21 protein-coding genes are annotated in these 23,338 nt (G+C 43.0%); 13 read left to right on the top strand and 8 right to left on the bottom strand.

What is annotated here, in order from left to right; genetic code table 11:
* Positions 1-187: hypothetical protein (locus tag NEPTK9_RS09730; RefSeq protein WP_228547057.1), on the top strand; the 187-nt coding region annotated here is incomplete at its 5' end.
* A gap of 14 nt (positions 188-201) precedes the next feature.
* Here the strand turns inward: NEPTK9_RS09730 and NEPTK9_RS06175 are convergent.
* Entirely contained in the window at positions 202-561 is a 360-nt protein-coding gene (locus NEPTK9_RS06175; RefSeq protein ID WP_194847960.1) for a hypothetical protein, read from the bottom strand.
* Between the two features lie 245 nt (positions 562-806).
* Between NEPTK9_RS06175 and NEPTK9_RS06170 the strand changes: the two genes are divergently transcribed.
* On the top strand, positions 807-2,507 hold the full coding sequence (locus tag NEPTK9_RS06170; RefSeq protein ID WP_194847959.1) for an ankyrin repeat domain-containing protein: 1,701 nt from the start codon (positions 807-809) through the stop codon (positions 2,505-2,507).
* Between the two features lie 134 nt (positions 2,508-2,641).
* Here the strand turns inward: NEPTK9_RS06170 and NEPTK9_RS06165 are convergent, their stop codons facing one another.
* Entirely contained in the window at positions 2,642-3,001 is a 360-nt protein-coding gene (locus NEPTK9_RS06165; RefSeq protein WP_194847958.1) for a hypothetical protein, read from the bottom strand.
* 460 nt (positions 3,002-3,461) lie between these two features.
* Here NEPTK9_RS06165 and NEPTK9_RS06160 point away from each other — a divergent pair, with 460 nt between their 5' ends.
* The 9 genes from NEPTK9_RS06160 to NEPTK9_RS06120 all read left to right on the top strand — a co-directional run bounded on the left by NEPTK9_RS06160 (position 3,462) and on the right by NEPTK9_RS06120 (position 13,802).
* On the top strand, positions 3,462-4,157 hold the full coding sequence (locus NEPTK9_RS06160; RefSeq protein ID WP_194847957.1) for a hypothetical protein: 696 nt from the start codon (positions 3,462-3,464) through the stop codon (positions 4,155-4,157).
* 112 nt (positions 4,158-4,269) lie between these two features.
* On the top strand, positions 4,270-4,896 hold the full coding sequence (locus NEPTK9_RS06155; protein ID WP_194847956.1) for a V-type ATP synthase subunit E: 627 nt from the start codon (positions 4,270-4,272) through the stop codon (positions 4,894-4,896).
* Positions 4,897-4,898: 2 nt separating this feature from the next.
* Positions 4,899-5,654, top strand: a complete 756-nt coding sequence (locus NEPTK9_RS06150; protein ID WP_194847955.1) for a DUF2764 family protein — start codon at positions 4,899-4,901, stop codon at positions 5,652-5,654.
* A gap of 162 nt (positions 5,655-5,816) precedes the next feature.
* Positions 5,817-7,595, top strand: coding sequence for a V-type ATP synthase subunit A (locus tag NEPTK9_RS06145; RefSeq protein ID WP_194847954.1), 1,779 nt, complete (start codon positions 5,817-5,819; stop codon positions 7,593-7,595).
* Position 7,596: 1 nt separating this feature from the next.
* Positions 7,597-8,895, top strand: coding sequence for a V-type ATP synthase subunit B (locus NEPTK9_RS06140; protein ID WP_194847953.1), 1,299 nt, complete (start codon positions 7,597-7,599; stop codon positions 8,893-8,895).
* 7 nt (positions 8,896-8,902) lie between these two features.
* On the top strand, positions 8,903-9,508 hold the full coding sequence (locus NEPTK9_RS06135; RefSeq protein ID WP_194847952.1) for a V-type ATP synthase subunit D: 606 nt from the start codon (positions 8,903-8,905) through the stop codon (positions 9,506-9,508).
* On the top strand, positions 9,505-11,421 hold the full coding sequence (locus NEPTK9_RS06130) for a V-type ATP synthase subunit I domain-containing protein (RefSeq protein WP_194847951.1): 1,917 nt from the start codon (positions 9,505-9,507) through the stop codon (positions 11,419-11,421). The genes NEPTK9_RS06135 and NEPTK9_RS06130 overlap by 4 nt, the downstream gene beginning before the upstream one ends.
* Positions 11,422-11,592: 171 nt before the next feature.
* The gene (locus NEPTK9_RS06125) at positions 11,593-12,018 is read left to right on the top strand and encodes an ATP synthase subunit C (RefSeq protein ID WP_420887669.1); all 426 of its coding nucleotides are present in this window, start codon (positions 11,593-11,595) and stop codon (positions 12,016-12,018) included.
* 53 nt (positions 12,019-12,071) lie between these two features.
* Positions 12,072-13,802 (top strand): methyltransferase, encoded by a 1,731-nt coding sequence (locus tag NEPTK9_RS06120; protein WP_194847949.1) that lies wholly within the window; start codon positions 12,072-12,074, stop codon positions 13,800-13,802.
* Here NEPTK9_RS06120 and NEPTK9_RS06115 read toward each other — a convergent pair.
* Genes NEPTK9_RS06115 through NEPTK9_RS06100 form a run of 4 tightly spaced genes read right to left on the bottom strand, consistent with a single transcriptional unit; the run spans position 13,777 to position 17,920 of the window.
* Complete coding sequence (locus tag NEPTK9_RS06115) at positions 13,777-14,397, bottom strand: histidine phosphatase family protein (RefSeq protein ID WP_194847948.1); 621 nt, start codon at positions 14,395-14,397, stop codon at positions 13,777-13,779. The genes NEPTK9_RS06120 and NEPTK9_RS06115 overlap by 26 nt on opposite strands.
* 10 nt (positions 14,398-14,407) lie before the next feature.
* Positions 14,408-15,334 (bottom strand): NAD-dependent epimerase/dehydratase family protein, encoded by a 927-nt coding sequence (locus tag NEPTK9_RS06110; protein WP_194847947.1) that lies wholly within the window; start codon positions 15,332-15,334, stop codon positions 14,408-14,410.
* 60 nt (positions 15,335-15,394) lie between these two features.
* The gene (gene asnB, locus NEPTK9_RS06105) at positions 15,395-17,098 is read right to left on the bottom strand and encodes an asparagine synthase (glutamine-hydrolyzing) (RefSeq protein ID WP_194847946.1); all 1,704 of its coding nucleotides are present in this window, start codon (positions 17,096-17,098) and stop codon (positions 15,395-15,397) included.
* A 6-nt stretch (positions 17,099-17,104) separates the two neighbouring features.
* Entirely contained in the window at positions 17,105-17,920 is an 816-nt protein-coding gene (locus tag NEPTK9_RS06100; RefSeq protein ID WP_194847945.1) for a glycosyltransferase family A protein, read from the bottom strand.
* A gap of 63 nt (positions 17,921-17,983) precedes the next feature.
* Here NEPTK9_RS06100 and NEPTK9_RS06095 point away from each other — a divergent pair, with 63 nt between their 5' ends.
* Together NEPTK9_RS06095 and NEPTK9_RS06090 are read left to right on the top strand one after the other, a co-directional pair.
* Complete coding sequence (locus NEPTK9_RS06095) at positions 17,984-19,654, top strand: ABC transporter ATP-binding protein (RefSeq protein ID WP_194847944.1); 1,671 nt, start codon at positions 17,984-17,986, stop codon at positions 19,652-19,654.
* Between the two features lie 29 nt (positions 19,655-19,683).
* Positions 19,684-20,628, top strand: coding sequence for a sulfotransferase family protein (locus NEPTK9_RS06090; RefSeq protein ID WP_194847943.1), 945 nt, complete (start codon positions 19,684-19,686; stop codon positions 20,626-20,628).
* Here NEPTK9_RS06090 and NEPTK9_RS09725 read toward each other — a convergent pair.
* Both NEPTK9_RS09725 and NEPTK9_RS09720 read right to left on the bottom strand, forming a co-directional pair.
* Positions 20,603-21,670 (bottom strand): radical SAM protein, encoded by a 1,068-nt coding sequence (locus NEPTK9_RS09725; RefSeq protein WP_228547056.1) that lies wholly within the window; start codon positions 21,668-21,670, stop codon positions 20,603-20,605. The two genes, NEPTK9_RS06090 and NEPTK9_RS09725, sit on opposite strands and share 26 nt — an antisense overlap.
* Positions 21,633-22,958: a glycosyltransferase gene (locus NEPTK9_RS09720; protein WP_228547055.1), complete on the bottom strand. Its 1,326-nt coding sequence runs from the start codon at positions 22,956-22,958 to the stop codon at positions 21,633-21,635. The genes NEPTK9_RS09725 and NEPTK9_RS09720 overlap by 38 nt, the downstream gene beginning before the upstream one ends.
* Positions 22,959-23,338: the final 380 nt, after the last annotated feature.

Below are 23,338 nucleotides of genomic sequence, written 5' to 3'. Positions count from 1 at the left end.
CATCCAAAACGTAATTGATAACATCAACCAACAAGTGGAAAACATACATGCAGTTATTAATAATAATTTAAATAACACCTGGAATGACAATAATAATGATATTAACTTGATCAAAAGGCAGCTAAGAGCGATTTCTGCTCTCTGCAAAAATAAAATTATCTTAGGGGGCTTGCCAGGCCTAATTTAAGTGCTCCTTGTTAATCATTTATAAAGTGATGGCGTTACAATAGACCAGCGGATTTTATTAATTGTATCTTTATTTCCTTTGAGCTGATCTTTATTTTCGCTACAGTACTTCCAGATAAGAACATCTCTTTGTGCAACAGTGGAAAAAATAGAGGTTGCTTTTTTTTCTATCCTATCATCGAGGTAATAACCTCCCAAACTCTCAAACTGGCGCTGAATTTCTTCTTCTAAATCTTTCCATTTTGCAAAGTTTTTTTTATCAATAATTTCTTTCAATTTATCCAATTTAGATTCTAGTTCTTTAATATCGTAATCCATTTTAGCTGAATTCCAATTCAAAGGAATGCAACCCCAACTGCAGATAAAATTTATCATTTGATTAGCCTCCTTCTAGAGTCATTTCGATGAACCGCAAGTAGTTGTCAATAGGGGTAGAGTCCCTCTGGGTGACAAGAATGAGCTTAAGAGAATCTTTCATTTTTCCATACCAAATTATATTAGAAGGTGCATTTTAAGGGCTAAAGCAAGCAGGTGTCAACTAGAAAATTTGCTTGACGATTTATAATTTCTTTGCAATAATGCTGATTATATTTTTAAACTCTAATTTAAGGTAGGTTTTTATGAGCATAGCTTCAAGTTCTATTCAAGGTTCGAGTGGCCAGTTATATCCGCAATATTGTCAATGGAGTACTTCTCAATTCTCATATGTTTTTAAACTTCAAAACGCCTCTACCTTAGCTTTGAAAGTTTATGACATATCAAAAGGATGCGTCCATAAGAAATCTTTCTCAACTAAAGAAATAGGAGAGCGAGCTGTTAGTTTAATTACTAGCAGGGGGGACGTTTCGGTCGTATTGGAGAATTTGGTTAATTCTGGAGCTTTATCAAGAGACTATTTCCCAGTTCCCTCAAAATATGAGGAGATAGAAGTCCTTCTCAAAAATAAGAATTGGCTTGGTGCAGAGAAAGTAATTTTAAATGTATTAAAAGGGGCTAAAGAATCTGAAAAAAAACGTTGCTATGAGTATCTTGAAACAGTCTATAAGGCTGAAAACCCGGACAAACTCAAAGAGTTGTGGTCTAATCAAGCTAGTGGTTATGTAAGTCTATCCAAATTTGCTGAAGCCCAAGAGGTTTATGAAAAAGCTTATAGCTATTTTAAAAGTTATGATGCTGCTTGCAACTTGGCTCATGTCTTGAATTTACAAGGGAAAACCAAAGAAAGTATGGGTAACTACATAGAGGCAACGGTGATTGCGCTGTTAAACGAGGAGTTAGGTAAAGCTGCTTCATGTATAGAGCAGGTCCGAAAGGTTGACCCTCAAATGAAAGAGCTAGATCAGACTCAAAAAATCTGTTTGCTAATGTTAACCCAGGTTTCAAAGATAGCTCGGAAACAAAATGAGCAATACGAGAACCTCTTAGAGTTCCTTACTCTGACTCATGATCGTTCTGGAAAGCCTTTATTGGACTCCATTCTACATAACGCTATTCAGCAGCAGCGTTCAGATCTTGTTAAAGCAATTGTTGAACAATGGGAACTTGTTCCAATAAATCCAAAACGGGGATATTCAAGCAGTGCTTTTATTATCAATGCTGTAAGAACAGGAAATGAAGAAACCGTTAAAGAGCTTTTAAATCACCCTGACATCAATATTGGGTACCGGGAAACTTCTGGCCCAAGGTTAACAGCTTTAGCGCTGGCTGAGAAATTAGGATTTAAAAACATTTTCAACCTTTTATATGCCCACAATCAGACACTAGAAAAGCAGCTTATAACCTTCAAAAAAAAACCTATGCCAGTTTCTCTTAACCACCTCCATATTCAATGTTATGGGCAAAGTTTAGTTGTTGTAGGAGTTAATGAAAAAGGAGCGAAAACACTATTAGATGTTTCAGCCCCAAGTGTTTCAAGGGATAAAATTTTCGATATGCTCAAAAAAAGAGGGCTAAAACAGGTCAACTGTATCACAATGCACCTAGATACACCGATGGGAGGCCAAAAGCCCGATAGTTTTTTCCCAAAGGTTCAATTTTATGAAGCGATACGAAATAGGAGCTCGAATATAGAAAAAATTAAACAAAATTTTAAGGAGTCTGACATAATTATAAATGCTTATCACGATCTCTCTGAAACGATACATTATTTTCTCGAAGGCGTGGTGATGGCGGAACCTTTAAGTGAAGCAGTAGTTTATAGAGCTTTAAGGTTAAAAGGAAAGGACTACTTTGAGAAGGACCCTTTATCTAAGAATGCACTTGAAAGCCAAACTCTTTCAGTTGATGCAACCAAAGCCTCTTGTAGCCTTTCAACAAAGTAGAAAAGATTTAAAGGGTTTTCCTCTGGTGGCCGCTTGATAAAGTTGGGTATAAAAAGGCGGGCTTCCGAGCCTCCCCTTCCTTTAGCATTAGGTTTTTTGGGTGAGACACGCCTAATTTAAGTGCGTCTTGTTAATCATTTATAAAGTGATGGTGCTACGATAGAACGGCGGATTTTATTAATTGTATCTTTATTTCCTTTGAGCTGATCTTTATTTTCGCTACAGTACTTCTTGATAAGAACATCTCTTCGTGCAACAGTGGAAAAAATAGAGGCTGCTTTTTTTTCTATCCTGTCATCGAGGTAATAATCCCCCAAGCTCTTGAATTGGTGCTGAATTTCTTCTTCTAAATCCTTCCATTTTGCAAATTTTTTTTTGTCGATAATTTCTTTAAACTCATCTAATTTAGATTCTAGTTCTTTAATATCGTAATCCATTTTAGCTGAATTCCAATTCAAAGGAATGCAACCCCAGCTGCAGATGAGATTTATCATTGCATTAGCCTCCTTGTGGCGTCGTAAGATACCCCCATTTTAGCATATGCAACGATCAAATTTCATGCTTTTTTGTTCTTGAAGGGTGTCTGTGATTTTGTTAGGCTTCTTTAAGCTTTAACTTACAGAATGTTAAGGATAAGTATCATTCAAAAAAGAGGGCTCTGACTTGTTTGCCCCTGATTCTCTAAAAATCATTCTATACTGAATAAACTTATTATCTATTTTTTTATATAAATTGATTTTAAATAGATTGTTGGGCTTTGTGTCAGTGGTTTTCAGGAAACCTTTAAACAGTTTATTTTAAGTGTCTTGTGAAAAGATTTAGGGTGTTTTTTGAGTAGTTGTGTTTTTTATAACGGAGGTTCCTGTTTTTATCAATGTTTTTTTTGAGTTTTATTTTTATTTTTGATATAATTATTGTTGTAGCTAATTTAATTATAATAAAAAAGAGGTTTTTATGGCAGCAAGCAATAATATTGTTGGTCTTCAAAACAATAACAACAATGGTGGTTTAGGTAACATCCAAAACGTAATTGATAACATCAACCAACAAGTGGAAAACATACATGCAGTTATTAATAATAATTTAAATAACACCTGGAATGACAATAATAATGACAATAATAATGATATTAACTTGATCAAAAGGCAGCTAAGAGCGATTTCTGCTCTCTGCAAAAATAAAATTATCTTAGGGGGCTTGCCAGGCCTGGAAAACGAAATAGCAAACTATTCCACTGAAGAAAAAATCTCACTTCTTTATGGGGCAATTTTAGATTTAACAAGAAATATTAAGGAGACCGGAAATTTCGAGGATTTAAACCGAGAGGTTTTAAGTCACCCCACTTATGCTCATATTGAGAATCGAACAGTAAAAAAACTTATTACTGAAATGAAAGAGATTGATAAAAGTCATTTGAGAAAGGTTGGCGCTATATTTGTTAATAGGATGTTTTCTACATATGATCCAAAGAAGATGAGTTTAGGTGGTGCTGTCACGCTTGCAGGTTTGGTTAGCGACTTGTTAACTGCGCAAAAAAATGAGGATACTTCGGAAGCTTTTTCTGGGCTTGGTATTGCTATTGCTATTGTTGTAATTGCAAACATTATCTTTTCTATCGTAGACTATAAATTTCCTGCCTCTAACCAATAGTTTTCAATTCGATTTCCAGGTTCCTTTAGGCCTCCTTAAGGGAGGCTTTTTTTGTGCTTGAAATCTTTTTCTCTAACAGGTAAGTTGGAAGCAAGATATCTGCGAGGTGTAAATGAAAGCTGTCGATACAGGAAAAGAGAAAGTTAAAAAGATCTGCGAAGTTCTCCGTAAAGAGACTCTCGACCCGGCTAAGAAGGAAGGGGAAAGGATCATTACAAAGGCGCGTGAAGAAGCTGAGAAAATTGTCCAAGAGGCAAAGCGCAGCGGAGCGCGGATGTATGAGGATGCGAAAAAGAAAGTTGCAGAAGAGCGAAACGTCTTTGAGGCCTCGATCCACTTGGCCTGTAAAAAAAGTATCGATACCTTAAAGCAAGAGATCGAGAAAAAGCTCTTTAACCCTGCTTTCGATAAGTTTGTTGGAGATCAGGCCAAAGATCCCAAGGTTGTTGCTGAAATCCTCTCCGCTCTTGTGAAAGGAATCGAGAAAGAGGGGATTAGTGGCGATCTCAAGGGGATTATCGGGAAAAGTGTGAGTCCTGAAGCGGTCAATAAAGAGCTGACCAAAGAAGTCCTTGAAAAACTCAAAGGAAAAGGAGCTGAAATCGACACCATCGAGGGAGGTGCCCAGGTAAAAATTGTAGATAAAAATATGACACTGGATCTGTCGGAAGAAGCGTTAAAAAGCCTCGTTGCTAAATTTGTAAGAGATGACTTCCGCTCTGTCATTTTTGCGGTATAGTCATGAAGCATTTCTTCTTAGGAAGTCTTCTTCCCTCCCTTGCTATAGGAGGAGAACCGCCGATTGGGTTTGAAGAGTTAGTCGCCCTTTATAGGAGCAACCTAACCTCCGCCGACCTAGAAAAAGTGCAGGCGATCCGCACCTTGATCGATTTAAAGAATGTGGTGCAGCTTTTAAAGAATAAGCCTCTCGATTTGAGGGGGAACTTCACAGAAAAAGAGCTTGACGAAGCCCTTGTTAACCGGGTGGAACTGCCCCCTTACCTTTTTGACGCCCTTGATGAGGATGAAAAGCTGAGGAACTTTTCTAAGGTGCTTATTGCTTACTTCAACGAAGAGTATGAGGGCTTTTTAAAGTGGTATTTTGCTTTTGAGCATGAGTGGCGGATTTTAATCGCTGGCTACCGGTCCAAAAAGCTCGGGGTCGACCCGGCAGAGGAGCTCCAGTATGAGGACTTTCACGATCCGCTGGTTGCCCAAATTTTGGCCCAAAAAGATGCCTCTACTTTTGAGTTTCCCTTCGAATATGCCGATTTAGGGGACAAGCTTAAAGGGACGGAAGGAAAACCGGATGAGCAGTATGAGGCGATGGCCCGCTACCGGTTTGAGCGGGTTTTGGAAGCGACTCAAGATCAGCCCTTTTCGATCGATTACTTACTGGGCTACTTGGTCCAGCTCATGATTGTGGAAGATCGGTTTGCTTTAGATGAAAAACGGGGCGGCGAAGGTTTAAACGAAATTGTAAAGGGTGATTTATGAACCTATCTGCAAATTCTAACACCCTTTCTTTTCGCCCTTTCTACATCTTTTTGGATGCTGATTTTTGGCCTTGTCTTTTGGACAATGTCCTCAAATCAGCATCCAAAAATATGTTAGAAATCATCGAAAACCAAGAATATTATAACTTACAGATAGGTTCAAATGAGTAACGAAAAGAGTGTGCACGCAACGGGAGAGGTCGTCAAGGCCTTTGGAAACCTCCTCCACATCCGCTTTAAGGGGGATGTGAGACAGGGAGAGGTGGCCATGGTCGAGGTGGGAGATGTCTCTTTGAAAGGAGAGGTGATTGAGATCGCTGGTGATGTTGCAAAGCTCCAGGTTTTCGAAGATATCGTCGGTATTGAGCTCTACACCCCTGTCACCTTTACCACCCACCTTTTAGAAGCAGAGCTCGGCCCTGGTCTGATCAGCGCCATTTTCGATGGACTTCAAAACCCTTTGGAAAAAGTGGCCGATGCGTCGGGTCTTTTCTTGCAGCGTGGGGTCTACCTTGCCCCTCTCGATCGGCAAAAGCATTGGGATTACCACCCCATTGCCAAAGTGGGCGATATGCTCGAGCGAGGGGATACCCTCGGCACCACGATGGAAGGGCGGTTCCACCACCACATCATGCTCCCCTTCTCCATGCAGGGCAAGTATACCGTTTCATGGGTCGCCTCTGCAGGCTCTTATACGATCGATGAGGTGATTGCTAAGGTCAAGAATGAAAAGGGAGAAGAGTTCCCGATCACGATGGTCCAAAGATGGCCGGTAAAAATGCCCCTCATCCAAGGGAAAAAGGTCAAAGCCACCGAGATGATGGATACCGGAGAGCGGGTGATCGACACCCAGTTCCCGATCCTGAAAGGGGGAACCTTCTGTACTCCGGGCCCTTTCGGTGCTGGAAAAACCGTTTTGCAACACCACCTTTCAAAGTACTCGGCTGTGGATCTTGTCATCATCACCGCCTGCGGAGAGCGAGCGGGTGAGGTTGTGGAAGTCTTAAAAACCTTCCCCCACCTGACCGACCCTCATACGAATGAACCGCTGATGAGTCGGACGACGATCATCTGCAACACCTCCTCGATGCCGGTAGCGGCGCGAGAAGCCTCTGTTTATTTGGGGGCAACCATTGCTGAATACTACCGTCAGATGGGTCTTGATGTCCTCCTTTTGGCCGACTCCACCTCTCGGTGGGCGCAAGCTATGCGGGAGATGTCAGGCCGTCTTGAAGAGATTCCCGGTGAAGAGGCTTTCCCTGCTTACCTTGGCTCACGGATTGCCGCTTTTTATGAGCGCTCTGGAGTGATCCAAATGAAAGGGGACAAGAAGGGATCACTCACCATTGCGGGAACCGTCTCTCCTGCGGGAGGAAACTTTGAGGAGCCGGTGACCCAAGCAACCTTAGCTGTTGTGGGAGCCTTTTTGGGATTGTCACGAGCCCGCTCAGATGCCCGAAAGTATCCGGCGATCGATCCTCTCATCTCTTGGTCGAAGTATATCGAAGATGTGAGTCGCCACCTTGAAGGAAAAGGGGTTTCTGAATGGGACGAAAAAAATGGCAAAGCCCTCCACTACCTCAAACAGGGAGATGAGATTGGAAAGCGGATGGAAGTGGTCGGTGAAGAGGGGATCACGATCGATGACCTTGTCACCTATCTTAAGGGAGATCTCTACGACTTTTCCTACCTTCAACAAAACTCTTTTGATAAACAAGACACCTACTGTCCCCTCGACCGGCAGCTCATCTTATTTGAGTTGATCCAGTCGATCTTTAACGCCCCTTTCGCTTTTGACGGCCATGACGAAGCGCGCAACTTCTTCTTAAGCCTGCAAAGTGAGATTAAAAACATGAACTTCATGCCTTTTGAATCGGACGGCTATAAGCGGGCCTTTGAGGGGATTACCCACCGGATAGAAAACGCCATAAAGAGAGATTAATATGAACAAAATATACGATCGCATCATTGACATCCGCGGAAACCTGATCACCGTCATTGCCAAAGGGGTGAAGATGGGAGAGCTGGGGAAAATCCAACGCAAGTCGGGGCAAACAACCCTAGCCTCTGTCTTAAGTATTGATGGGGAAAAGGTGACCCTCCAAGCCTTTGAAAACCCGCGCGGCGTTTCAACAGGGGATAAGGTGGTCTTTTTAGGTCACCAGATGCAAGCCACCGGTGGTGATGCCCTTTTAGGGCGGCGCCTTAATGGAAGTGGGGAGCCGATCGATGATGGCCCCGAAATAGTTGGAGAAAAGATCGATATTGGCAAGCCCTCTTTTAACCCGGTCAAGCGAGTTGTTCCCCATCAAATGGTCAACACCAATATCCCCATGATCGACGTCTTTAACTGCCTCGTTAAATCGCAGAAAATCCCAATTTTTTCGATTGCAGGGGAGCCCTACAACCAACTTCTCATGCGGATCGCCAATCAGACCGATGCCGATATCGTCATCATTGGGGGGATGGGACTCCGCTACGATGACTATCAAGCTTTTATCGATAATGCGGAGCGGTCAGGTTCGATGGAAAAAACGGTGATGTTCATCCATAAAGCAACCGACCCTGCGGTCGAGTGTATGCTCGTTCCCGATATGGCCCTTGCTTGCGCCGAACAATTTGCCACTAAGGACAAAGATGTCCTCGTCCTTTTGACCGATATGACTGCCTTTGCCGATGCGATGAAAGAGATCATGATCACGATGGACCAAGTTCCCTCAAACCGGGGTTACCCCGGATCGCTCTACTCCGATCTTGCCTCCCGCTACGAAAAAGCGGTCGACATCGATGGGAGTGGCTCGATCACCGTCATCTCGGTGACCACGATGCCGGGGGGCGATGTGACCCATCCCATTCCCGACAACACCGGATACATCACCGAAGGGCAGTTTTACCTCCACGACCAGCGGATCGACCCCTTTGGATCGCTTTCCCGTTTGAAGCAGCAGGTGATCGGGAGTGTGACTCGTGAAGACCATGGAGACATCGCCAATGCCCAGATCCGCCTCTACGCCGAGTCGAAAAAGGCGAGAGAGCGGCAGAGCATGGGATTCCGCCTTTCCCGGTGGGACCAAAAGCTCCTTGAGTACTCCTATCTTTTTGAAGATCGGATGATGAATCTTGAGGTAAACATCCCCGTTGAGGAGGCCCTTGACCTGGGATGGCAAACGTTGGCCGAATGTTTTGAACCCCATGAAGTGGGAATTAAGCAAGACCTATTAAACAAATACTGGCCCAAATAGCGAGAGTATGGCGCAAATTAAATTGACAAAGATGGAACTTCGCGACCAGCAGTATAAGCTGGGGCAGCTTGAGAAATATCTGCCCACCCTCCAGCTTAAAAAAGCGATGCTCCAAACCGAGGTCAATAACGCCCTTTATGAGATCGAAGGGCTGAAGCGCGCCTATAGGGAAGAAAAAGGAAAGTGTGAAACGTTCCAATCCCTTTTAACCGACGCGCACGCGGAAACCCTCTATGAGGGGGCCCAGGTCGAAACGACCGAAAAGCGGTTTGAGAACATTGCGGGGGCAGAGATTCCCTTCTTTGAGAAGGTGATTTTTAAGCCCAATAGCTACTCCCTCTTTGAGTCTCCCCTTTGGATCGATTCGGCGATGGAGCAGATCAAAGAGCTCATCATCGCCAAAGAAAAGATCGAAGTGGTCAAGGAAAAGAAGCGGATTCTTGAAAAGGAGCTGCGCGAAGTGTCGATTCGGGTCAATCTTTTTGAAAAGATTTTGATCCCCCGGACACAAAAAAATATCAAGAAGATCAAAGTCTTTCTAGGAGACCAGGAGCTGGCCTCCGTGGCCCAAGCAAAGGTTGCCAAAAGTAAAATTATGAAGAGGAAGGGATGACAGTTATAGGGGTAAAAAAGTATCTTTTCGTCGGCGTCAAAGAAGATGTCGAACTCTTCTTTGAGAGGGCCCAAGCCAAAGGGTTTATCGAGTTTTTAACCCGAAAGGGGAAGGTCGACTATCCCGATCCGATTCAAAAGGTCTTAACCGCCCTTAAAATGTTGCGGAAGCAGCCTCAAGTCAAACAAGCCAAGCTCACAAAAGACTTAAATGCCGATAAGCTTGTCCATACCACGAGTGAAAGTGGAATCTGGGCAGAAAAATTAGAAGAGGAGATCCGCCTCTTAAAAGCAGAGATTTCTCGGGTAGAACCCCTTGGTGATTTTTCCCCTGAAGAGATCCGGAAGCTTGAGCAAGAGACGGGGCGCAATATCCAGTTTTTCTGCGTCAAAAAAGCCAAACTCAAGAAAATGGAGCTTGAGGAAGTTCTCATCCCGGTTGGCTCTGAGTATGACATGGACTACTTCATGACCATCTCCCATAAAGTGGAAAGCTTTAAGGGGATGATTGAGCTCCACTTTGACCGCTCCCTATCGCAGCTCGAAAACGATCTCGAAACGGCACATCTCAAGCTCAAGGGATGTCACCAAGAGCTCAAAGAAAACGCCGCCTATATCGACTTTTTAAAAGAGCATCTGACCACCCTTCTTAACGCCTATCACCTCGAAGATGTTGCGAGTGCCACCACTTCTCAGATGGATGGCTCCCTCTTTGCTATTGAGGGATGGATCCCCGAAAACCGCCTCCACGGCCTTTTCCCCCTTCTTGAGGGGCTGGGCATTCATGCCGAAGAGGTCGCAATCGAAGACGGGGAGCGGATCCCCACCTACATGGAGAACAAAAACTACGGGAAGGTAGGGGAAGACCTCGTCCACATTTACGATACCCCCGCGCCTCAGGATAAAGACCCTTCGACGTGGGTTTTTTGGGCCTTTGCCATTTTCTTTGCCATGATCATCTCCGATGCGGGTTATGGAGTGATCTTCTTGGGCCTTGCCCTCCTCTTTCGGAAACTTTTCAAAAAGATCTCCGGCTCAGGAAAAAGGTTTTTGCGTCTCTTTACCGTCCTTTCGGTCTCCTGCATCCTTTGGGGAGCCCTTTCTGGCTCTTATTTTGGGATCGAACTTTCCCCGAAAAGCCCCATGAACAAATTCTCGGTCCTCAACTACCTAGCCCAGAAAAAAGCCGACTACCACATCGCCGCAAAAGATGAAGTCTATCAAGAGGTGACAGAACACTTCCCCCAGCTTGTCGGAATCGAAGAGGGGATTGAGTTTTTAGCAGAGGGGAAAGAGGTCAAAGATGGCTTTATGAAATACATCGTTTTCGATGACTTCTGCGATAGCATCTTTATGGAAATCGCCCTCCTTGTCGGGATGATCCACATCAGCCTTTCCCTCATGCGCCATGTCCGTAGACACTGGGCAGGACTCGGTTGGATCTTTACCATTTTTGGAGGGTATCTGTTCTTCCCCAAGGTCCTCGATGCAACAACGATGATCCACTTTATGAACATCATTTCGAAAGAGGCTGGCTACATCCTTGGCGAGCAGCTCTTTTGGGGAGGGATCGCCGCTGCCCTTATCCTAGCCCTTCTGCAGAAAAGGTGGGCAGGGTTTATCGAGCTGACCAAGCCGATCGAGCTTTTTGCCGACATCTTGTCTTACCTCCGTCTTTATGCCCTTGGCCTTGCTGCGATGATCCTCGCCGATACCTTCAACGAAATGGGGATGAAGCTCGGCTTTGCCGCTGGCTTCTTCGTCATCCTGGCCGGCCACACGATCAATATCGCTGTGGGCATTATGGGAGGAACAATTCATGGACTCCGTCTCAACTTTATCGAATGGTACCACCACTCTTTCGAAGGAGGCGGCCGTCTTTTCAAACCACTTAAAAAATTGACCCCTAAGTAGCGCCCTATGAATATTTATCTACATCTTCCTTTTTTCCCAGGATTAAAAACTTCAATCGACCCCTACTTTAGGCAAGTATGTGGACGCTTGAAGTTTTTAATCCTGAAAAAAAATGAAAACATATCTAAACATCCCTGGGTTGCGACTTAGGGGTAGAGTAAAGGAGAATAAATTATGGATTTTGCAATGATTGGCCCAGCCGTTGTCTTGGCCCTTGCCTGTTTAGGGAGCGCCATTGGGTGTGGAATTGCCGGGATGGCTTCCCATGGAGTGATGGCCCGCGTCGATGAGAACCACGGAAAGTTTATCGGGATGTCAGCCCTTCCCTCTTCGCAGGCGATCTACGGGTTTGTCCTCATGCTGCTCATGAAAAATGCCATTGTTGCCAACACCCTGACCGCCTGGAATGGGATCGGAATCGGTGTTTTCATCGGCCTCGCCATTATGTGCTCAGCCATTTACCAGGGGATGTGTGCGGCAACGGGGATCCAAGCCTCTGCCAAACAGCCTGCCGTCTACGGAAAGTGTTTAGCTGCTCTTGGAATCGTTGAGTCGTTCTCCCTGTTTGCCTTCGTATTTGCGTTATTGCTTCTCTAATTTTTTATTCACTTGGTTTTTTTAACCAATTTAGGAAAGGGCATAAGGTGCATATGATCGGAGAAAAAGTAGTTTGGAATATGCTCGAAGTGGCTCCAAGCAAAACATACCACATGCTTCAAGGCATACCTGCGTATGACCAGAGGTTCTTATCTGTCTTGAAGTTTCATCACCCAGGGCTTGCTCCTGTTGAAGACGAGACAGGAGCTTTCCATATCGATATCTCAGGTCTTGCTATCTATAAAGAGCGTTACCTTAGAACGTTTGGTTTTTATGATGAAAGAGCAGCTGTTCAGTCTGCCTCCGGGTTGTTTCATATTTTTCCAGACGGCAAAGAGGTTTACTCGAATCGCTTTGCGTGGTGTGGGAATTTTCAAGAAAAGTACTCCGTTGTTAGAGATTTTGATGGGACATTTTTTCATATTAATCATCTAGGACAAAGGGCCTATACCGACTCTTTTTCCTACGTAGGTGATTTCCATGAGGGAATAGCAACCGCCCAAAATAGTGAAGGTCTATACACTCATATTGATGCCAAAGGGAATTTAATACATGGCGTTTGGTTTTATGACTTAGATGTTTATCACAAAGGCTTTGCTCGAGCAAAAGATGAAAGAGGATGGTTTCATATCGACCAAGCGGGGCAAGCAGTTTACCAAGAGCGATACCAGGTTGTAGAGCCATTTTATAATGGGATTGCTCGTGTAGAGTCCAAAGCTGGGGCGCTTCTCCTTGTCGATGAAAAAGGAGAGTTGATTCGTCAGCTTAGGGCTCCTCTTGAAGATCCATTTCATAAGGCTTCAGCAGAATTGGTTTCTTACTGGCGCTTTTATACCTTACAGGCAGCGATTGAGCTAGAGGTCTTTGACCTTTTGCCAGAAACTGCTGAGGTATTAGGAGAAAAACTAGAGTTGTCAGAGACATCAACCAACCGCTTATTATGTGCGCTTCAAGAGTTGAACTTTATAGAAAGAGGTCAAAAAGGGGAGTGGGGTCTAAGCTCAATAGGGGTCTTTTTAAAAAAAAATCATAGACCTAGCTTGAAGGGAGCAGCGACTTTGTGGAAGGGGGAGCATATGGATGCTTGGAAAGAGATAGTCTATAGCTTAAAAACAGGGAAGTCTGCCTTTAATAAGCAGCATGGAAAAGGGTGGTTTGATTGGCTTAAAGAGCATAAGGAAGAAGATCGGCTCTACCATGATGTTCTGCAAACCTATGCAGAAAGAGACTACATAAAGATTTCTCAAATTATTGACTTTACGAAACATAGATCTCTTTTGGATGTGGGAGGAGGAAAAGGGGCGCTGATGATCCAACTACTCAAAAGTTATCCCCATTTACAAGGAATTCTTTTTGATCTTCCCAACGTTATTGAGCAAGTTAAAATCCCAAAAGAGCTGCAATTAAGAATGAAATCTGAAGGGGGGGACTTTTTTAATGTTTGGCCTCCTTTCGGTGTAGAGAGTGCTCTCCTCTCAAGAGTCTTGCATGATTGGTCTGATCAGGAGGCGATTCATATCTTAAAGTCCCTCTTTTCGGTTCTTTCTAATGCCCCTACAAGCCGGATCTATATCATTGAAAATATCCTTTCTTGTTCTGGAGGCCATGGAGGGTTATTAGACCTAAATATGCTTGTAATGACAGGAGGAAAGGAACGAACGGTGGAGCAGTTTAAAGAACTACTTAAGAAAGGGGGGTTTGAGCTAGAGAAAGCTCTTTCTTTAAATGAAGTTGCATCGATTCTTGTGGCTAAGAAGCTCACGTCAACTGAGTCAGCCTGCTGATCTTGTTGCCAGTATATTCGATAAGAAGTCCTTTTAAAAAATCTGGCATATAGTTTTCTACGTGAACATCTTGAAGTAAAAAGGCACTGAGAAGTGCAATAATGATATCGTGAGAAATCATGAGTGTGATTTTACTATCGAGTGTTGAAACATGATCTAGAAAGATCTGTCCCCCTTCAGAAAGAGTACGCATTCCGGGAAGGGAAACTCCTTTCACAATCGACTGGGCAACTTCTATTAAATGGGTACTTAGGAATACTGGTCCTGCAGCATCTGGATCGAAAATAAAAGGGCCTGGGCTGCCGATTAAAGAGCTAGGCTCAATCGCACAGCTTTTTCCATATCCCTTAACAAAGCACTCTGATGTATGGATGCAGCGCTCAACCGGACTCGTCAAGATTTTATTGACAGTGATATCTTTAAGAGAGTGTCCTAGCTGCTCAGCACTTTTTTTTCCCTGAGAGGTTAAGCCTACTTCTAGCCCTAATGACCCCTTTTCAAATGGGTGACGCTCTGCATGACGGATCAGAAGGATACGTTTCTCACCTTTACTTAGCGAGGTAGATAGCTGCTTTTGTAAGAGAGCACTTGACATATTAGCTTGCTCAATAAGCTAAAACAGGTTCAGCCAAATTGGCATTGAGATAGAGAGAATACTGGTGGATCAGTCGTTGCATCCCTTCTTTAATGTCTACACAAGCCCTCCAATTAAGAAGCTTCTTTGCACGTGATGTTTCTCCCCGAAAGCGAGAAACATCAAAGGAGCGAGGTGTTCCTTCTAAAATATTTAAAGGTTTTAAGCTTGCCTCTTTTGCAATTTCGGCAACTTCACCTAAACTTGAAGTTTTTCCTGTGGTAAAGTGGATCGGTGGAGGAGCGTCCTGGGTAGAAAGGAGATTAATAAGAGAAAGCACACCCTGTATAACATCTTCTAAATATGTAAAATCAAATAAATTATCCTTTCCCTCGACAATGATATCATGACCTGTGGCGGCTGCTCGACAGAAAGCGGGAATGACACGGTTATGGTGGTCTAAAACACTTCCATAGACATTTGAAAAGCGGACGATGGTACCCTTTAACCCCTTTTTTTTCGCTTGCTCAACAATTTTTTCCGCTTCAACTTTTGATTCTCCATAGATGTTAACAGGGCGAAGAGTGGCGGACTCTGGAACTGGAAGCGTTTCTTGCTCCCCGTATACTTCTCGACTACTTGCATAGATCATCCAAGGCTTTCGGGGGGTTGACAAAGCGGCTTCGATGATATTTCGGGTCCCTTCCACGTTTGTCTTCCAACAAAGCTCAGGATTTTTTTCTCCAAAAATCACCCTCGAAATAGCAGCCAGATGAACGATTCCATCAATTCCCTTTACTTTCGAAAAAAGAGAAGAGCTATCGAGAATATCCCCATGTTCAGGATGGTGCGGATCAAACTCATTATCGATCCCCACCACTTCTAGACCCATAAAGCGAAGGGAATTTTTGAGAGCTGTTCCGATAAGTCCTTTAGATCCGGTAATTAAAATACGCATTGACCACTCCTTACAAAAGATTGTCATATTAAAAGTTTCAATTTTAATTTTCAAGAAGATTCAGTTGATCGATAGCCATGTCTCTAGAACAAGAAGGTTTAGCAATGAGCGGGAAACATTTTTTTCTCCTGATAGATGGGTGGTGATGAGTTCGTTTAAACCCTGAGTTGAAAACCATCCTGTTTGGATTAATTTTCCTTCGAGGATCCGTGAGATCATCCAATCTTTTAATGGTGAGCAAAACCATTCATTAAACGGGACCCCAAATCCCATTTTTTTTCGTTTCAAGATAGAATCAGGCACGATGTGTTTCATTGCTTGCCTAAGGATTTTTTTCCCTTGGCAAGTTGTGCCTATTAAGGAAGAATCTGGGCAACTTAAAGCAAAGTTAGTAATCGCTGGCATGAGGAAAGGAGCTCTTGCTTCTAGTCCCACTCCCATGGTTGCTCGATCCATCTTTGTCAGGATATCATTAGGAAGGTAGGTATGGATATCATTCCAAGAGCGTGCTCTATAAGGTCGAAGTTGAAAGGAATGACTATCCCCATAATCGCTATTTGAGCGTAAAAAGCTCTTGAGGTCTTCACTATAGATAGATTTCCGAATAACAAAAGGCATTGCAGAAAAGATGTCGTGATAGTCTGCATTGCTTCCCTCATAGAAGTAACGTTCATATCCATGAAAAAATTCATCGGCACCATCGCCTGTTAAGACCACGTCGACATGTTTCTTAGCAAGGTGTGCGAGGCAATAACAAGGAAACATCGATTCATCGGCGAAAGGTTCCCCATAGATTTTGACGAGCTGCTCAAAATGGTTTTCGATAAAAGAGGGAGGGCAATAGGTTTTAAAATGTTTAATATTAAGCTGTTTAACAGCTTCAGAAATATAGGTCTTTTCTGAGAAACCAAGGTTTTCCCAGTCGATCGAAAAAAGAGTCAGGTCGGTGGTATGTTGAGAGGCTAGAGTGGCAATGGTTGTTGAGTCGAGGCCTCCACTTAGAAAAATCCCAACAGGTTTATCAGAAATTAGGCAGTCTTTAACGCTTTTATTAAGGATAGAATAGAGCCTTTCTGGATGGCTTTCTTTTTGCTCTAAAGAGGGGAAAAAGTAGGTTTTCTTTTCTAGTTTCTCTTCGTTCCACATCAGAAAAGTTGCTGGCTCTAGCTTAAAAATGTCTTTCCAGCCTGTTCTATTTCCTGGAATATAACTATTTTGGAGAAATAAATTTAAGTCTTCTAAGCGTGGCGTCCACTCAATTGTAGGCCAAACCTTGAGCGCGCTGATTTCTGAACTAAAGGCAATAAAATCTTTTTGAGCTGTAAAATAGAGAGGTTTTTCCCCCCATCGATCCCTCCCTAAGTAGAGGGTTCTTTTATTTTGATCCCAAACTGCAAAAGCAAACATTCCATTAAGCTCGGGGAGGATTGCCACACCGTACTCGATAAAAGCATAGAGGAAGAGCTCTGTATCGCATGTTGTTTTAAGAAAATACCCTTTTCTTTTGAGTTTCTTTTTTAGGGGATTGGTATCATAGAGTTCTCCATTAAATACAAGTGTAAAACCACGATAAGAAATAGGTTGCTTTCCTAAAGCAGGATCACGAATAGCCAGTCTTGTCGCTCCTAATGCGACACCAGAATCGATGAAATAGCCTTGACTATCTGGTCCTCTATGACGTATTTGCTCACAGGCCTCTTTGATCCTTTCGCTTAGAGCACCTTGGTTTAAGTTATTCCCTATGTATCCAGAAATTCCACACATATTGATTTAGTGATTTAAAAAAGAGCGAAGAAGCTCTCGGTTTAGGGGAAGGTAGGGAGTTTTTTTGAAGCGGAGGTATTCTAAGTCTTCCCTTTGACTTTTTTTGTCATGATTATGGACGTTGCCATTATGTAGACGGTAAATGTAAAGAGGCTTTTCAATAAATGCAACATGTTTTGGGTCGGCTAAAAGCTCCAGCATTGGGAAAATAAAAGCGCTATCACCCGATGCATGAAAAAAGTCTCCAGAGGGACGGAGGAAATCTTTAGGGTCAATGTAGTCCCAAAGCCAACGTTTAAAAGATCTTAGGTGGAAGCATCGAAATCCATCTTCCCTAAAGGTACGTTTTTTCCAAACACTTAGAGGATAGGGGGTATTCACCGTTTTTTTATCATGGAAGTAAAAGGATTGCAGGTCTTGATAAGGACGGAAGTCAATAAGGACATTTCCATAGGTCATCACAATATTGGGGTCCGAATAGGCTGTTGTAAGGGTACTAAGAGCATGAGGAAGAAGGTAATCATCTCCATCTATAAGGCAGACAATTGTATTTTTGTCTTTGATTTGTGGAATTGCTCGAGAAAGAGCCCCAATCTGGTAATGTCTTGTATCTAAGAAAAGAGCTTCACCATCTACATGATTTAGGTATTCATAAAGCTCTTCTTTTTCCAGAGGGTTATATTCTGAGGCATCATCGACATAGATGATTTTTAATTGGCAGGGGGGGGATTGTGCCTGAATAGATCCGAGACAGTCCTTTGCAAAAGGAAGGGCGCATCGGCCTGTAACAACAACTGTAAATGTTTGATTTTGAGTTTCCAAAGTCTAATCCGCATACATTTAAAACTTGAGTATAAATAAGACAAAAATTAAAATTCCAGAATAATGAGTGATTCGTGTGCTATAAGTTATAAGAGGATCCTTGGATTCTTAAAAAGCTCTCTTTTTCCTGAAAGAGGGAAAATCATCGCTATCTTTCTATTGAGTATTTGCTGGTCATCAAGAGAAATCCTAGTCCCTTATTTACTTAAGTGTCTTGTGGACAGCTTTCTCCTCATTGAATCAGGCCAGCAGGCTCAGCCTCTCATCACTCTTTTAGCTTCTATGGTTGGTGTGTGGATCATAATGGAGATTTGCATGCGCATTCAAGGGGCTTTTCTTTTAAAAACCCTTCCAAAGGTAAAAGCAGGGATCAGGACAAAGATTTTAGAAAGAATAAAAAGCTATCCTTATAGCTATTTTTCAAGCGAGATGACAGGAAATCTTTCCGAAAGGATCTCTGGGGCTTCTCAAGGGGTCGAAACGTTACTATCCATTGTCCTTGTGACTTTTGTCCCTATTTGTGCGCTTTTGATTGCCTCCCTGATTCTCTTACTCAATATTCACCTTCTTATAGGGATAATATTTTCGATGTGGCTGGTGCTTCACTTTTTCATCACTTGGAAAATGGGGCGCTCTTCTCTTCCTAAAAACCAAGGTTTAGCTCAAGCAAAAACCACGCTGAGCGGTAAAATCGTGGATCTCTTAGCCAATATGTATGTGGTTCAGTCGTTTAGCCGGCAAGTTTATGAAAAGAAGTTCCTTCAGTCCTATGAAGAGAAGGTTATTGCTCAATCGGTAAAGGCTGGAAAGCATCTTGAAAAAGCGAGACTTGGTTTAGGAGTATCGGGAATTGTGATTCTCATCCTTGCACTAATGACAAGCTTCATCGGCTGGAAACAGGGGTGGGTTTCCGCAGGAGAGATGACATTTATTGTTGTGTTGCTTCTTAATTTAACCGGTTACTTATGGTATATGAGCATGGAGATCGTTAGGTTTTTTGAGGAATACGGCATTGTCCTTCAGCATTTTCAGTCTATTTTAGGTGTTTCTCTTCCCAAGAGGCCTCGATGGCTGGAACAGCCTTCTTTCTCGGGCTCTACTCTTTCTATTAAAAACCTTTACCATGGATTTAAAGATGGTGAGGATGTTTTAGTAGATATTAACTTTTCCGTTAGGGCTGGAGAGAAGATTATTCTATCCGGAATGTCGGGTTCGGGAAAGACTACATTAATTAATCTTATATTAGGGCATTATCCGCTCAATAGGGGAGATATTTTTCTTGGAAATCAGAGAATTACCGACATACCACTAGATGTCTTAAGAGCTAAAATTGGAGTGGTTCCACAAAACCCCTCCCTTTTCCACCGTACGGTAGAGGAAAATATTCTTTATGGTAAGCTTGGAGCATCTAACCAAGAGATGATAGAAGCTGCAAAAATTGCAGGGTGCCATGAGTTTATCATGGGAATGGAGTTGGGATATGAGACAGTGGTCGGAGAAAAAGGAGACCGACTATCAGGAGGTCAAAAGCAGCGGATTGCAGTCGCAAGAGCCCTTTTAAAAAAAGCTCCATTTCTGATCCTGGATGAACCCACAGCTTCGATGGATCAAAAGACCGAAGAAGCCTTAATGAAAGGTCTTTCAGAGCACCTTTTGGGAACAACGGTGATTTTGATCACACATCAACTTCACTTATCAAAATATGTAGATAGGGTGATCACATTAGCAGGTTAATAGGATTCATTTTTCTGATTATACAGCTATTGTATGATCCCCTGAGTGCTCATGAACCGAAACAGCTCATTGTGGTCTTAGGGATGCACCGCTCGGGTACCAGTTTGGTGACCAAGGGATTGGAGACTCTAGGAGTTGATCTGGGAACTCAACTGCTTCCCGGCCAAGAAGACAACCCACAAGGCTATTTTGAAGATACCGATATCGGGGCCTTTAATGAAACGGTTCTCTACCTTCTCAAGCTATCTTGTGACTCCATTAAAAACTATCCAGAACATATTCCCAATCGAAAAATACTGATCGAATATGGGGTGGATCTCATCCAGAAAAAGATGGAAAAGAAACAGCTGTTTGGTTTCAAAGACCCACGAACAGCAAGAAATATGTCGTTATGGAAGGATATTTTTGCTGCTTGCCCAGAGCTAAATGTTCAGTATGTTTGCATTGTTAGAAACCCTATGAGTGTGACTCAATCTTTACTGAAAAGAAATGGGATTGATCCCACTCGCTCTTACTACCTTTGGCTTCAATATTATGTTTCTGCTCTTTCTGAGGTGGATCCTATTTTTATAAGCTATGAGGAGCTTATGAGAAATCCAGAGGATCAAGTGAAGCGGCTAGGTGAAAAGCTTGGTTTAGGATTAGGGGAAAATGGGGAAGATCGAGTCAGGTCCTTTGCTAACCAATACGTGACCCCTTCTTTCCAGCACCATCTCTATTCACTAGAGGATCTCAATCAAGAAAGAGACCTTCCCAATCAAGTGGCTATGTTATATCAGGAGTTGTTGAAGGTCTGTTTAGATGAAGCTGAAGATCAAAGGGCTTTGAGTCTTGCTCATCAGATAGGCCAAGATCTCATGAATATGGGGTCATTATTCAAGATGATTGATCAGAAGTGTCAAATTGGAGAGACCAGGAAGTACCGCTTCTTTGACCTTCTTGAAGATCTTATTTGCTGTTACAATGAGATGTAAGCTCCGAATCTTCAGTTTCAGGTTTTCTCATATTGCACCGTTTGCAAACGCTATGGTTAAGATAGTTTTTTTGGAGCTCTTGGTACTCTCCGCTTTTCCAGATCTCTTGAATGGAGCGGTCATGGAGATTTCCAAAGTCTCCCAGTTTCTTTCGGTCTTCATCAGGGGCGCAGCAGGGGCCAAAGCGCCCTTCTGCAGATACCCAAGCCTCTTTTCCTAGGAAAGGGCAGACCCCGTTAGGGGTCAGCTCGGTTTGAGCTGTTTCATCGAGGGGGTAAATGTTTTCAAGGAGAACCTTTTCTCCATTAGGTAAACGGTGAATTTCTGCTATTTCGATTGCCTTTATCGCAATCTCATTCCACCGCTTAATTGCCTCTGGACTTCGTCGCATTGACTCCTCTTCCATTTCTTTGGTAAAGACCCAAAGGTGGTGGCCTTTCACACGGTTTACACCGAGAGAAGCGGCAAGTTTCACCACTTCAGGGATCTCTTTTAGACCCGTTTCAATGAAGGTTAGCTGGAAGGTGATCCGGCAAAAATTCCCTCCTTCCGCAGCAATCTTATCTCGTACCGCAATAAAATCACGGACATTTTGGAGCCTTTGTTCGAAGTTGGAGCCAATCATGATCAGTTCTGAGGTCTTTTTCGTTGCTCCATTCCAAGAGATTTTTACATCAGAACCGATTGGAACAATTTTTTTTGCCCACTCGATTGCTCCATATTTAGGGAAGGTCCCATTAGTTGTCAGGTTCATTTTAACGTTGAACTCATGACAGAGATCGATAATCTTATCAAAATCTCGAAATAGGAGAGGTTCTCCCATGGTAGAGGGGATAATTTCCTGAAGAGGGGATCCTTGAGATTCTTCCAAGACTTTTCGGATGAGATCGATACTCATCCTTCTCCGAGGACGCCCTTCTTCCTTCCGCTTGATCTGACATTTACTATAGATGGAGTGTTCCTCACACATTGTACAGCGGAGGTTACAGTCATCCGGGTTCGTATCAAAGGTGATGCGCCAGGGGCCGGGTTTTTGATTCATGGGTGAGCCTTTCATAATGGTTAATGATAGTATCGACATGCTCCTCAATAGAGGGGATGTGTCCATCATAGGACTGTTGGTACCCCCCTTTAGAGAGTTTTTCTAAAAGTCCTCTTTCTTCTTTAAGCCTTTTCATCTGCTCTGCAAGGGAGGAGGGAGATCGGTGTTCGAAGAGAAGGCCGTTGACTTCGTGATGGACATACTCTTTCATTCCGCCAAAGTTTGCGGTAATAGTGGCAACTCCTGCTTCAAGTGCTTCATGAATGACAAGAGGGGAATTTTCTCCCCAAATCGAGGGGACAACAATCGCATCAACATGGTTGAAAACATCCTCGACGATCTTTTCATTTCGGTAGCCCCCAATCCATTCGATTTTTTTTTCGACTTCAACAGGAAATGTTTTGACATAAGATTTTAGGGATTTTGTAAAGGGTTGGAGAGGGGGACCCCAAATCTTTAGCTTAGCTCCTTCATGGACTTGGTTAAAGGCTTCCAAGAGGTGGAGAATCCCTTTTGCTTGCTTATGGGTCCCAATATAACCAAATGTAAAAGTATCCCCCCGTTTTCTGTTTCGCCCCTTGAGACGCTCCAAGGGGAAACCATAATCGAGGTAGATAATCTTAGAAAGATCGATGGGAAAATCATCGATAAACCGCTCCATGAGGTAGCGAGAAGGGGCAATAAATAGATCCACTTTGTTCGAAATCTCTTTAACATGGTTCATCCGCTTGCCGATCCAATCGGTCCAATATTGGAGGTCTTCTTGATCGTCTTGGGAACTAAAGTAGCGCCAGTAACAGGTTGAAGCGCACTTTCGATCTTCCTGTCCAGAGCATGCAGGATAGAGATTTTCCGACTTTGAGTTAATCGCTTGCAGGAATTGTCCTCGAGGGCACATGAGCCAAAAATCATGAAGGGTAAAAACAATGGGTAAATTTCGCCTTTTAATCTCGAAAATCATTGAGGTTGAGAGATGGTTGAGATGTCCAATGTGAACCACCTCAGGTTGGTATTCGTCCAATAGTTTTCCTAAAGCCTCATCAACCTTTTCATGGCGGTATCCATCGCGACTATGGGCCATATTAATCAAGCAGAGCTTGATTTCTTGGCATAGAGGATCTCTATCCCACATGACGCTATATTCTTGCTTATAGGCATCTTCCTGGCGCGTAAAAACAACGACTTCGTGTCCCCGTTCCACCAGCCCATGGCAAAGGGTTTGGGAGTAGACTTCTGAGCCTGCATTATAACGGTTAGGGTAGCCATGGATGATCTTAAGGATTTTCATTTATGAGACTTACCTGTAATAAAAATTCGAGTCTACATCTAGATTTCTTTTTAATGCAAGTGAAAATTATCAATAGGAACAGGGCTTTTAGAAGGAATTATGCAAATGTGTGATAATTATATACCCAAACCAATTCTTAAATTTGTTTGAGGGTTTCTCGCTGTTAAATTCTCATAGAGAAAAAATCTATTTTCCAAATAACTTTCCCCCAAATTTTCCTTGATTTCGTATTTTCTTTCCAGGGAAGAGTTTTTGAGACTCAGAAATTTTCAAAATTTTGACCCCAATAGTGTCAAAAAAAACGTCCCCCTATAAAATAGGGGGACTACTACTAACATCGCACACACACACAATAGGAGGCGATAATGGCAAAGATAGCA

The organism is Candidatus Neptunochlamydia vexilliferae (genome assembly GCF_015356785.1).
Lineage (GTDB): Bacteria > Chlamydiota > Chlamydiia > Chlamydiales > Simkaniaceae > Neptunichlamydia > Neptunichlamydia vexilliferae.
The sequence above is the reverse complement of the archived record's forward strand: the minus strand, read 5'-3'. Positions and strand labels throughout refer to the sequence as shown.

Bases quoted from the DNA above. Each gene is read 5' to 3' on its own strand.
- NEPTK9_RS06155 (WP_194847956.1), top strand. From the start codon at position 4,270: ATGAAAGCTGTCGATACAGGAAAAGAGAAAGTTAAAAAGATCTGCGAA.
- NEPTK9_RS06160 (WP_194847957.1), top strand. From the start codon at position 3,462: ATGGCAGCAAGCAATAATATTGTTGGTCTTCAAAACAATAACAACAAT.
- NEPTK9_RS06165 (WP_194847958.1), bottom strand. From the start codon at position 3,001: ATGATAAATCTCATCTGCAGCTGGGGTTGCATTCCTTTGAATTGGAAT.
- NEPTK9_RS06145 (WP_194847954.1), top strand. From the start codon at position 5,817: ATGAGTAACGAAAAGAGTGTGCACGCAACGGGAGAGGTCGTCAAGGCC.
- NEPTK9_RS06095 (WP_194847944.1), top strand. From the start codon at position 17,984: ATGAGTGATTCGTGTGCTATAAGTTATAAGAGGATCCTTGGATTCTTA.
- NEPTK9_RS06175 (WP_194847960.1), bottom strand. From the start codon at position 561: ATGATAAATTTTATCTGCAGTTGGGGTTGCATTCCTTTGAATTGGAAT.
- NEPTK9_RS06150 (WP_194847955.1), top strand. From the start codon at position 4,899: ATGAAGCATTTCTTCTTAGGAAGTCTTCTTCCCTCCCTTGCTATAGGA.
- NEPTK9_RS06120 (WP_194847949.1), top strand. From the start codon at position 12,072: ATGATCGGAGAAAAAGTAGTTTGGAATATGCTCGAAGTGGCTCCAAGC.
- NEPTK9_RS09725 (WP_228547056.1), bottom strand. From the start codon at position 21,670: ATGAATCAAAAACCCGGCCCCTGGCGCATCACCTTTGATACGAACCCG.
- NEPTK9_RS06130 (WP_194847951.1), top strand. From the start codon at position 9,505: ATGACAGTTATAGGGGTAAAAAAGTATCTTTTCGTCGGCGTCAAAGAA.
- NEPTK9_RS06115 (WP_194847948.1), bottom strand. From the start codon at position 14,397: ATGTCAAGTGCTCTCTTACAAAAGCAGCTATCTACCTCGCTAAGTAAA.
- NEPTK9_RS06140 (WP_194847953.1), top strand. From the start codon at position 7,597: ATGAACAAAATATACGATCGCATCATTGACATCCGCGGAAACCTGATC.
- asnB (WP_194847946.1), bottom strand. From the start codon at position 17,098: ATGTGTGGAATTTCTGGATACATAGGGAATAACTTAAACCAAGGTGCT.
- NEPTK9_RS06170 (WP_194847959.1), top strand. From the start codon at position 807: ATGAGCATAGCTTCAAGTTCTATTCAAGGTTCGAGTGGCCAGTTATAT.
- NEPTK9_RS06135 (WP_194847952.1), top strand. From the start codon at position 8,903: ATGGCGCAAATTAAATTGACAAAGATGGAACTTCGCGACCAGCAGTAT.
- NEPTK9_RS06110 (WP_194847947.1), bottom strand. From the start codon at position 15,334: ATGCGTATTTTAATTACCGGATCTAAAGGACTTATCGGAACAGCTCTC.
- NEPTK9_RS09720 (WP_228547055.1), bottom strand. From the start codon at position 22,958: ATGAAAATCCTTAAGATCATCCATGGCTACCCTAACCGTTATAATGCA.